This is a genomic window from Hydrogenophaga sp., from assembly GCF_011772445.1.
Lineage (GTDB): Bacteria > Pseudomonadota > Gammaproteobacteria > Burkholderiales > Burkholderiaceae_C > Hydrogenophaga.
Genome location: NZ_WVZN01000032.1, coordinates 64085 through 73458 on the forward strand (window position 1 = coordinate 64085; position 9374 = coordinate 73458).

9 protein-coding genes are annotated in these 9374 nt (G+C 73.9%); all 9 read left to right on the forward strand.

Going from position 1 to position 9374, the window contains the following annotated elements:
- Positions 1-6: 6 nt before the first annotated feature.
- On the forward strand, positions 7-969 hold the full coding sequence (cbiB, locus tag GTO19_RS13790) for an adenosylcobinamide-phosphate synthase CbiB (protein ID WP_291021819.1): 963 nt from the start codon (positions 7-9) through the stop codon (positions 967-969).
- Entirely contained in the window at positions 966-1979 is a 1014-nt protein-coding gene (locus GTO19_RS13795) for an aminotransferase class I/II-fold pyridoxal phosphate-dependent enzyme (RefSeq protein WP_291021821.1), read from the forward strand. The genes cbiB and GTO19_RS13795 overlap by 4 nt, the downstream gene beginning before the upstream one ends.
- Before the next feature lie 46 nt (positions 1980-2025).
- Complete coding sequence (gene bioB / locus GTO19_RS13800) at positions 2026-3036, forward strand: biotin synthase BioB (RefSeq protein WP_291021823.1); 1011 nt, start codon at positions 2026-2028, stop codon at positions 3034-3036.
- Between the two features lie 5 nt (positions 3037-3041).
- Positions 3042-4574 carry a cobyric acid synthase gene (locus tag GTO19_RS13805; protein ID WP_291021825.1) on the forward strand — a complete coding sequence of 511 codons (1533 nt, stop codon included), beginning with the start codon at positions 3042-3044 and terminating at the stop codon, positions 4572-4574.
- Positions 4571-5656 (forward strand): nicotinate-nucleotide--dimethylbenzimidazole phosphoribosyltransferase, encoded by a 1086-nt coding sequence (gene cobT / locus GTO19_RS13810; RefSeq protein ID WP_291021827.1) that lies wholly within the window; start codon positions 4571-4573, stop codon positions 5654-5656. The genes GTO19_RS13805 and cobT overlap by 4 nt, the downstream gene beginning before the upstream one ends.
- Entirely contained in the window at positions 5653-6462 is an 810-nt protein-coding gene (locus GTO19_RS13815; protein ID WP_291021829.1) for an adenosylcobinamide-GDP ribazoletransferase, read from the forward strand. The genes cobT and GTO19_RS13815 overlap by 4 nt, the downstream gene beginning before the upstream one ends.
- A 7-nt stretch (positions 6463-6469) precedes the next feature.
- Positions 6470-7024: a histidine phosphatase family protein gene (locus GTO19_RS13820; RefSeq protein ID WP_291021831.1), complete on the forward strand. Its 555-nt coding sequence runs from the start codon at positions 6470-6472 to the stop codon at positions 7022-7024.
- Positions 7025-7056: 32 nt separating this feature from the next.
- Positions 7057-8082: a thiamine ABC transporter substrate binding subunit gene (locus GTO19_RS13825; RefSeq protein WP_291021833.1), complete on the forward strand. Its 1026-nt coding sequence runs from the start codon at positions 7057-7059 to the stop codon at positions 8080-8082.
- A 9-nt stretch (positions 8083-8091) separates the two neighbouring features.
- A partial coding sequence (locus tag GTO19_RS13830) for an iron ABC transporter permease (RefSeq protein ID WP_291021835.1) occupies positions 8092-9374 on the forward strand: 1283 nt, incomplete at its 3' end.

Sequence of the window (9374 nt, forward strand, 5' to 3'; positions counted from 1 at the left end):
CCCGCGATGCTCGGCGCGGCCCTGTCGCTGATCGTGGCCCTGGGCCTGGACCGCGCCTTCGGCGAGCCGCGCGCGCCCTGGCACCCGGTGGTGTGGATGGGCCGCGCGCTCGGCGCCATGGGACAGCGCATCGCGCCCGTGCGGGATCAGGCCGAACCGCGTTTCGACGGCGTGCGCTGGGCGCTGGGTGCGCTGGGCTGGAGCGCGGGCGCGCTCGTGGTCCTTGCCGTGGCCTGGGCCGCGCAGACCGCGCTGTCGACGCTGAACCCCTGGTGGGCGGCGCTGCTCACCGGCCTGCTGCTCAAGCCGCTGATGTCCTGGCGCCTGCTGCGCGAGGAGGTGCTCGCGGTCGAGTCCGCGCTGTCGCAGTCGCTGGAGCAGGGCCGCGAGCGGCTGTCGTGGCTGGTGAGCCGCGACACGCGCGCGCTCGACGCGGTGGCCGTGCGCGAAAGCGCCATCGAATCCCTGGCCGAGAACCTCAGCGACTCGGTGGTGGCGCCGCTGTTCTGGTTTCTGATCGCGGGCCTGCCGGGCGCGGCGCTCTACCGCTGGGCCAACACGGCCGACGCGATGTGGGGCTACGACGGCCTGCGCCGCGACACGGACGGCACGCCGCGCGACTGGACCTGGGCCGGCCAGTGGGCCGCGCGCGTGGACGATGCGCTGTCCTGGGTGCCCGCGCGCCTCACGGCCGCCTTGCTCTTGTTCGCGGGCGCTTGCCTGGCGCTGCGCGCGCTGTGGCGCGAGGCGCGCCGCACGCCGTCGCCCAACTCGGGCTGGCCCATGGCCGCGCTCGCGCTGGCACTGAACCTGCGCTTGCGCAAGCCGGGCGTGTACACGCTCAACGCCGATGGCCGCGCGCCCGGGCCCGCCGACACCACGGCGGCCATCGTGCTGGCGGGGCGCGCGCTGGCCGTCGGCCTGGTGCTGCTCGGGGCCGTGGTGCTGTTCACCTGGTCCATGGCATGAACAAGGCGTTCGAGCACGGCGGCACCGACGCCCTCGGCGCGCCCGCGCACGACTTCTCCACCAACGCCAACGCCCTGGGCCCCTGTCCCTCGGCGCTGTTGGCCATCGCGCAGGCCGACGCCTCGCGCTACCCCGACCCCACGGGCGCGCGGCTGAAGGCCGCGCTGGGGGAGTTCCACGGCGTGGCGCCCGATCGTGTGCTGCTGCTGGCCAGCGCGAGCGAGGGCATCCAGCGCTTCTCGGCCTGGGCCGCGCGATCACCGGGCGCCTCGGTGTGGCTGCCGCCGCACCACTACGGCGACCTCGCCCGCGCGGCCGATGCCTGGGGCCTCGGTCGCACGAACGAGCCGGGCAGGGCGCGCCTGCTCTGGGCCTGCGAGCCCTCGGCGCCGCTGGGCCAGGCCGAAGCGGGCCTCGCCGATCGCGTGGCGGGCTTGCGGCCCGAGCAATCGCTGGTGCTGGACCAGGCCTACGCGCCGCTGCGCCTGCACGGCGCGCCCACGCTGAGCGGCCCTGCGCCGGACCGCGTGTGGCGCCTGGTCTCGCCCAACAAGGCCTTGGGCCTCACGGGCGTGCGCGGCGCCTACGCCATCGCGCCGCTGGCCGCGCGGCAGGCCATGGCCGAACTGGAGGCCCTGGCGCCTTCATGGCCGCTGGGCGTGCACGCCGAGGCCATGCTGCTGGCCTGGACCCGGCCCGAGGCGCAGCAATGGCTCAACGACAGCCTGGACAGCTTGCGCGAATGGAAGGCCCGGCAAATGGCGCTCTGCGAAGCGCTGGGCTGGACCGTGCTGCCCAGCGACGCCAACTACTTCGTCGCGCGCCTGCCTCACGCCGGCGACACCGAACGCCTGCCCGCGCTGCGCCGCGACCACGGCGTGAAGCTGCGCGACTGCGCCTCCTTCGGCCTGCCGGGCCACGTGCGCCTGGGCGTGCGATCACCCGCCGACCAGGACGCCCTGCGCGCGGCCTGGCCGCGCGGGCGCGGCGGTGACAATCGCCCCCATTGACGACGGACCCACGCCGTCGCAGTCGAGAGAGACAGAAAGGACCCTCATGCAAGACACCGCCGAACAGACCATCCGCCTCGTGCCGCGCGCGAACACCGCGCCGGCCGCGCCCGCCACCGAGCGCTGGAGCGCCGAGGCCATCGAGGCCCTGTTCGACCTGCCTTTCGCCGACCTGATGCACCGCGCCCAGACCGTGCACCGCGAGCACCACGCGCCGAACGAGGTGGAGCTGGCCACGCTGCTGTCCGTCAAGACCGGCGGTTGCCCCGAGGACTGCGCCTACTGCCCGCAGTCGGTGCACTTCGACACCGGCGTGCAGGCCGGCAAGCTGATGGCCGTGGACGCCGTGCGCGAGGCCGCGCAGCGCGCCAAGGCAGCAGGCGCCACGCGCTTCTGCATGGGCGCGGCCTGGCGCGCCCCGAAAGACCGCGACGTCGAGGCCGTGGCCGAGCTCGTGCGCGCCGTCAAGGCCGAGGGCCTGGAGGCCTGCGCCACCCTGGGCATGCTGGCCGAGGGCCACGCCGAGCAACTGCGCGACGCCGGGCTCGACTACTACAACCACAACCTCGACAGCGACCCCGGCTTCTACGGCGACATCATTTCCACGCGCGACTACCAGGACCGCCTGGACACGCTGGCGCGCGTGCGCGGCGCGGGTGTGAAGGTCTGCTGCGGCGGCATCGTCGGCCTGGGCGAATCGCGCCGCCAGCGCGCGGGCCTGGTGGCGCAGCTCGCCAACCTTGCGCCCGACTACCCCGAGTCCGTGCCCATCAACCACCTCGTCAAGGTGGCCGGCACGCCGCTGGCCGACCAGCCCGACCTCGACCCCTTCGAATTCGTGCGCACCATCGCGGTCGCGCGCATCACCATGCCGCGCGCCAAGGTGCGCCTGTCGGCCGGGCGCCAGCAGATGGGCGAGGCCGTGCAGGCCCTGTGCTTCCTGGCGGGCGCCAACAGCATCTTCTACGGCGACAAGCTGCTCACCACCGGCAACCCCGATGTGGCGGCCGATCAGGCGCTGCTGGACAAGCTGGGCCTGACCACCCGAAAGGGCTGAAGCGCATGGCCGCCGTCTGCGTGATGGTGCTCGGCACGAGCAGTGGGGCCGGCAAGAGCTGGCTGGCCACGGCGCTGTGCCGCCACTACGCGCGGCAAGGACTGAAGGTGGCGCCGTTCAAGGCGCAGAACATGAGCAACAACGCCCGCGTCGTCGATGGGGGCGAGATCGGCAGTGCGCAGTATTTCCAGGCGCTCGCGGCCGGCGCCGAGCCCGAGGTGCGCATGAACCCCGTGCTGCTCAAGCCCGAGGCCGACACGCACAGCCAGTACGTGCTGATGGGCCGTGTGGACGCCGAGCTCACCGCCTTGCCCTGGCGCGAGCGCGGCGAACGCGCCTGGCCCACGGTGCGGCGCGCGCTGCACGAACTCATCGCCGAGCACGAGGTGGTGGTGATCGAAGGCGCGGGCTCGCCGGCCGAGATCAACCTCATGCCCAACGACATCGTCAACCTGCGCGTGGCGCGCGAGGCCAAGGCGCGCTGCCTGCTGGTCACCGACGTCGATCGCGGCGGCGCCTTCGCCCACTTGTACGGCACCTGGTCCTTGTTGAGTGAAGCCGACCGCGCGCTCATCCGCGGCTTCGTGCTGAACAAGTTCCGCGGCGATGCGTCGCTGCTGCAACCAGGGCCGCAACAACTGCAGGACCTCACCGGCGTGCCCATGCTGGGCGTGATCCCCATGCAGTGGCGCCACGGCCTGCCCGAGGAGGACGGCGTGTTTGATATGACCCCCACGCTCCCCGCTGCGCGTGGTTCGCTGCCCCCCGAGGGGGTGCGTTTCGCCTTGGGGCGGCCCGGCGGCGAAACCGACCGCTCGCACGCCGCCGGCCCGGTGCACATCACGGTGGCGGTGCTCGCCTGGCCGCGCATCAGCAACCTCGACGAATTCCAGCCGCTGAAGAACCTGCCCGGCGTGCGCCTGAAATGGGTGCGCGCGCCGGCGGACGGCGCCGGCGCCGATGTGGTCGTGCTGCCCGGCAGCAAGGCCACCGCCGCCGACCTGGACTGGCTGCGCGAGCAGGGCCTGGACCGCTGGGTGGCCGACCACGCCGCGCGCGGTGGCCGCGTGCTGGGCGTGTGCGGCGGCCTGCAGGTGCTGGGCGAGGCGCTCATCGACACCGAGGGCATCGACGGCAACGCCCCCGGCCTGGGCCTGCTGCCGCTGGTCACCAGCTTCGCGCGCGACAAGACCGTGCGCCGCACCGAGGCCGCGTTCACCACCGTGCGCGGCCCCTGGGCGGCCTTGTCGGGTGTGCGCGTGAGCGGCTACGAAATCCACCACGGCCAGACCGCGCCGCACCCCGCCATGGTGGCGGCCGGAGCCGTCGCGCACGAGGTGATCCCCGGCCTGGCCTGGCAAAACACCGAGGGCAATGTGCTGGGCCTGTACCTGCACGGCCTGTTCGAGGACGATCGCGTGCTGCGGGCCCTGTTCGGCGCCACCGCGCCCACCTTGGAGACCGTGTTCGACCGCCTGGCCGACAGCGTGCGCGAGCACTTCATTCCCGGCGCGCTCGACGCGCTCATCGCACCATGACCCAGCCGAAGCTCCCCGAGGTCCCCGACCTGCACGACGACACCCTGGCCGCCGCGCTGCAGGCCGCCATGGACGACAAGACCAAGCCCCTGGGCTCGCTCGGGCGCCTCGAATCGCTCGCGCAGCGGCTGGGCGCCATCCAGGGCACGGCCGCGCCGCGCCTGCACCAGCCGCAGATGCTGGTGTGCGCGGCCGACCACGGCCTGGCGGCGCGCGGCGTCTCGGCCTACCCGAGCGACGTGACCTGGCAGATGGTGGAGAACTTCCTGTCCGGCGGTGCGGCGGTGAGCGTGCTGGCCCGCCAGCACGGCCTGGCGCTCACGGTGGTGGACTGCGGCGTGCGCCACGACTTCGCGCCGCGCGAGGGCCTGCTGGTGCGCAAGGTGGCGCCGGGCACGGCCGATGCGCTCGAGGGCCCGGCCATGAGCGAGGCGCAACGCGACGAGGCCATCGCCAACGGCGTGACCACCGTGCGCGGCCTGCCCGGCAACGCGCTGCTGCTCGGTGAAATGGGCATCGGCAACACCTCGGCCGCTTCGCTTCTGCTGGCGCGCCTGGGCGGCTTCGAGGTGGGCGACGTGACGGGCGCCGGCACCGGCCTGGACGCCGACGCCGTGCTGCGCAAGATCGGCGTGCTGCGCGCCGTGCTGGCGCGCCACGCCGACGCGCGCGACCCGCTGGCCGCGCTGGCCGCGTTCGGCGGTTTCGAGATCGCCACCCTGGTGGGCGCGGTGCTGCAGGCCGCGGCCGAGCGGCGCGTGGTCGTGGTGGACGGCTTCATCGCCAGCGCCGCCGTGCTGGTGGCCAGCAAGCTGCGGCCCCACGTGCTGCAGCGCTGCGTCTTCGCCCACCGCTCGGGCGAGCGCGGCCACGCGCTCATGCTGGCCCACCTGCGCGCCGAGCCGCTGCTCGACCTGGGCCTGCGCCTGGGCGAGGGCTCGGGCGCGGCGCTGGCCTGGCCGCTGCTGCAAAGCGCCTGCGCGCTGCTCAACGAGATGGCCAGCTTCGCCAGCGCGGGCGTGTCCACCGCCAGCGTCGAACCCCTCGATCCCGCGCCCGTTACCGACAAGCCGGCGCGATGAGCCGCTTCCTTCGTCATTACCTGCTGGCCTTGCAGTTCTTCACCCGCGTGCCCGTCACCGGCCGGCTGGCCGCCTGGGTGGGCTACAGCCCGGCCATGCTGCGCGCCAGCGCGGCGCATTTTCCTGGTGTGGGCTGGCTGGTGGGCCTGTGGGTGGCGCTGGTGTTCACCGCGCTGCTGTGGGCCTTGCCCGGGCCGGGCGCCGCGCCCTGGGTGGCCGCGCTGGGGGCCACCGTGGCCGGCGTGCTCATGACCGGCGCCTTCCACGAGGACGGCCTGGCCGATCTGGCCGATGGCCTGGGCGGCAGCGCCGACCGCGCGCGGGCGCTGGAAATCATGAAGGACTCGCGCATCGGCAGCTTCGGCGCCATCGCGCTGGTGCTGGCGCTGCTGTGCAAGGTGGCGCTGCTCGCGCTGCTGGTGCAGATCGACCCGCTGCACGCGGTGGCGGCGCTGTTCCTGGCGCAGGTGGTGTCGCGCGCCGCGCCATTGCCCCTCATCTTCACGCTGCCGCACGTGGGCGACGTGGCCGGCTCCAAGAGCAAGCCGCTGGCCGACGGCCTCACGCCCGCCGCGCTGCTGGCCGGGCTGCTGTGGATGGCGCTGGCGCTGCTGCTGGTGGTGGCGCTGATGCCCGGCATGGCCTGGTGGGCCGGCGTGCTGGGCGCCGCGCTGGGCACCGCCTGGGTGGGGCGCCTGCTGTGGCGCCGTCTGCAAGGCTTCACCGGCGACGGACTGGGCGCCACGCAGCAGGTGGCCGAAGTGCTGTTCTACCTGGGCGTGGCCATCGCCTTGCCTTTCGAATGAGGTGCCGATGAAGCTCTGGTTGATCCGCCACGCCGCCGTCGCCCTGCCACCGGGCCTGTGCTACGGCATCACTGACGCGCCCGCGCGCGCCGAGGCCACGCTGGCCGCCGCCGAGACCGTGGCCGCCGCCCTGCCGCGCCACGTGCCGCTGTGGGTGTCGGGCCTGGCGCGCGCGCAGCAACTGGCCGCCGCGCTGCAGCGCCTGCGCCCCGACCTGGGCGCCGCGCGCGTGGAGCCGCGCCTGAACGAAATGGACTTCGGCCGCTGGGAGATGCAGGCCTGGGACGCCATTCCGCGCCCCGCCTTCGACGCCTGGATGGCCGACTTCGCGCACCACCGCTTCGGCGGCGAGGCCAGCACGCAAGAGATCATCGATCGCGTCGCCGCCGTGCTGATGGAACTGCACACGAGCGGCATTCGCGAGGCGGCCTGGGTCACGCACGCGGGTGTCATCCGCGCGGCGCACTACCTCAAGGCGCACGGACCGCGGGCCATCGCCGGCGCGCACGAGTGGCCCGAGCGCGTGATCGAGCCGGGCGCCTGTGTCGAACTCGGGTTCTGAGCTTGCCCCGCGCGGGCGGGTAAGGTAGCGGCATGCAACGGCGTTCGATCCTTCTACTTCCCGCCCTGGCCTGGGCGCCCGGCCTCGCGGTGGCGCAGACGCCCCTGCGCGTGCTCACCCACGACTCCTTCGATCTCCCCGCGCCGCTGCTCGCGCGGTTCGAGCGCGAGGCTGGTGCCAAGCTGCAAGTCATCAAGGGCGGCGACGCGGGCGAGATGCTCAACCGCCTGATCCTCACGCGCGCCCGGCCCATCGCCGATGTCGTCTTCGGCATCGACAACGCGCTGCTGCCGCGCGCGCGGCAGGCCGGCATGATCGACCCGTACAACGGCCCCGCCGCCCAGCGCCCCAGCGCCGCGTCTCTGGGGGATGGCGTGGTGCCGGTGGACCACAGCTACGTCGCGCTCAACATCGACAAGGCCTGGTTCGCGCAAAAGGGCCTGGCCCTGCCGCGCTCGCTCGACGACCTGGCCCAAGCGGCCTACAAGGACCTGCTGGTGGTGCCGCACCCGGCCACCTCCAGCCCCGGCCAGGCCTTCCTGCAGGCCACCATCGCCGGCCTGGGCGAAGAGGGCGCCTTCGACTGGTGGGCGCGCATGCGGCGCAACGGCCTCAAGGTGGTCAAGGGCTGGAGCGAGGCCTACTACACCGAGTTCAGCCGCAACGGCGGCGCGCGGCCCATCGTGGTGAGCTACGCCACCAGCCCGGCCGCCGAGGTCTTCTTCAGCAAGACGCCGCTCGCCGAATCGCCCACGGCCAGCCTGTTCCTGCCCGGCGGCGTGTTCCGCCAGGTCGAGGGGGTGGCGCTGGTCAAGGGCAGCCACCCCGCCGCGCGCGAGGCCGCCGGCCGCTTCATCGAATTCCTGCGCTCCCCGCCTGTGCAACAGGCGCTGCAGACCAGCATGTGGATGTACCCCGCCGAGCCCGGCGCCGCGCGCGCCGAGGTGTTGAAAAAGCACGCGCCCGAGCCCACGCGCTTCGACAACCCGCCGGCCGAGCGCGCGAGCGAGCAACTGCGCGCCTGGCAGGACCGTTGGGTGAAAACCGTCCTGCGCTGACGGCCCTCCATGCGCCTCGCGCTCGCCCTGATCCCCTTGCTTTTCCTCGCCCTCGTGGCGGTGGCGCCCGTGGCGCGGCTGCTGGCCGAGGGCTGGGGCGCGGGCGAGTTCGGCTTCTGGTCCTTGTGGGCCGACGACTACCTGCGCGGGCGCGTGCTGTGGTCGCTGGCGCAGGCGGGCATCACCTCGGTGGCGGCGCTGCTGGTCGGCGTGCCGCTGGCCTGGGTGCTCGCGCGCATCGACTTCACGGGCCGTGGGCTCGTGCTGCGCGCGCTGATGCTGCCCTTCGTGGTGCCCACGCTGGTGGCGGCCATGGGCGTGCTGGCGCTGGCCGGGCCGCGCGGCGTATTGGGCGTGCTGGGCATCGACGGCTCGGGCACGCCCTGGCTGCTGCTGTACGGCAACCTGTTTTTCAACCTGTGCCTGGTGGTGCGCGCGGGGGTGGACGCCTTCGAGCACGTGAGCGCCACGCGCGTGGCCGCCGCGCGCACGCTGGGCGCCTCGCCCTGGCGGGTGTTCCTGCGCGTCGAATGGCCCGAGGCGCGGCCCTGGCTCGCCTCGGCGGCCTGCCTGGTGTTCCTGTACTGCCTCTCGGGCTTCGGTCTGGCGCTGGTGCTGGGTGGCCAGCGCTGGGCCACGGCCGAGGTGGAGATCTACACCCTGGTGGCGCACGAACTGGCGCTGGGCCAGGCCGGTGTGCTGGCGGTGTGGATGCTGCTGCTCAACGGCGCGGTCGCGCTGGCCTACGCGGCCATCGAGCAGCGCCTGGCCGCGCCCGCACGCGCGGCGCCCCTCGCGCGCCGCACGGTGGCATCGCCTGGCGACCGCCTCGCCGTGGCGGGCCTGCATGCCACGCTGTTTGCCCTGGCCGGCGCGCCGCTGCTGGCCTTGCTGTTGCGCACCGCGCCCGCGCTGCTCGACGGCGCGGCCTGGGCCGTGCTGCGCGAACCCGCCACGCTGCACGCGCTGTTCAACACGCTGCGCTTCAGCGCCATGGCCCTGGCGCTGGCCCTGGTGCTGGGCGTGGCGCACGCGCTGTCGGCGCAGGGCCTGCGGCGCCTGTGCCTGGCCTGGCGCGCGGCGGCCTTTCTGCCCTTCGTGGTGTCGCCCGTCACGGTGGCCTTCGGGCTCTTGCTGCTCTACCCGGCGTTCACCGCCAGCCTGCCCCTGCTGGTGGCGGCCTACGCGCTCATCGCCTACCCCTTCATCGCGCGCGCCCTGGCCGCCGCGCTGGACGCGTTGCCGCCGTCGCTGGCGCAGGCGGCGGCCACGCTTGGCGCCTCGCCCGCGCG

Excerpts from the sequence above, each read along its gene's own strand:
- cbiB (WP_291021819.1), top strand. The coding sequence starts at position 7 with ATGCTCGGCGCGGCCCTGTCGCTGATCGTGGCCCTGGGCCTGGACCGC.
- GTO19_RS13795 (WP_291021821.1), top strand. The coding sequence starts at position 966 with ATGAACAAGGCGTTCGAGCACGGCGGCACCGACGCCCTCGGCGCGCCC.
- bioB (WP_291021823.1), top strand. The coding sequence starts at position 2,026 with ATGCAAGACACCGCCGAACAGACCATCCGCCTCGTGCCGCGCGCGAAC.
- GTO19_RS13805 (WP_291021825.1), top strand. The coding sequence starts at position 3,042 with ATGGCCGCCGTCTGCGTGATGGTGCTCGGCACGAGCAGTGGGGCCGGC.
- cobT (WP_291021827.1), top strand. The coding sequence starts at position 4,571 with ATGACCCAGCCGAAGCTCCCCGAGGTCCCCGACCTGCACGACGACACC.
- GTO19_RS13815 (WP_291021829.1), top strand. The coding sequence starts at position 5,653 with ATGAGCCGCTTCCTTCGTCATTACCTGCTGGCCTTGCAGTTCTTCACC.
- GTO19_RS13820 (WP_291021831.1), top strand. The coding sequence starts at position 6,470 with ATGAAGCTCTGGTTGATCCGCCACGCCGCCGTCGCCCTGCCACCGGGC.
- GTO19_RS13825 (WP_291021833.1), top strand. The coding sequence starts at position 7,057 with ATGCAACGGCGTTCGATCCTTCTACTTCCCGCCCTGGCCTGGGCGCCC.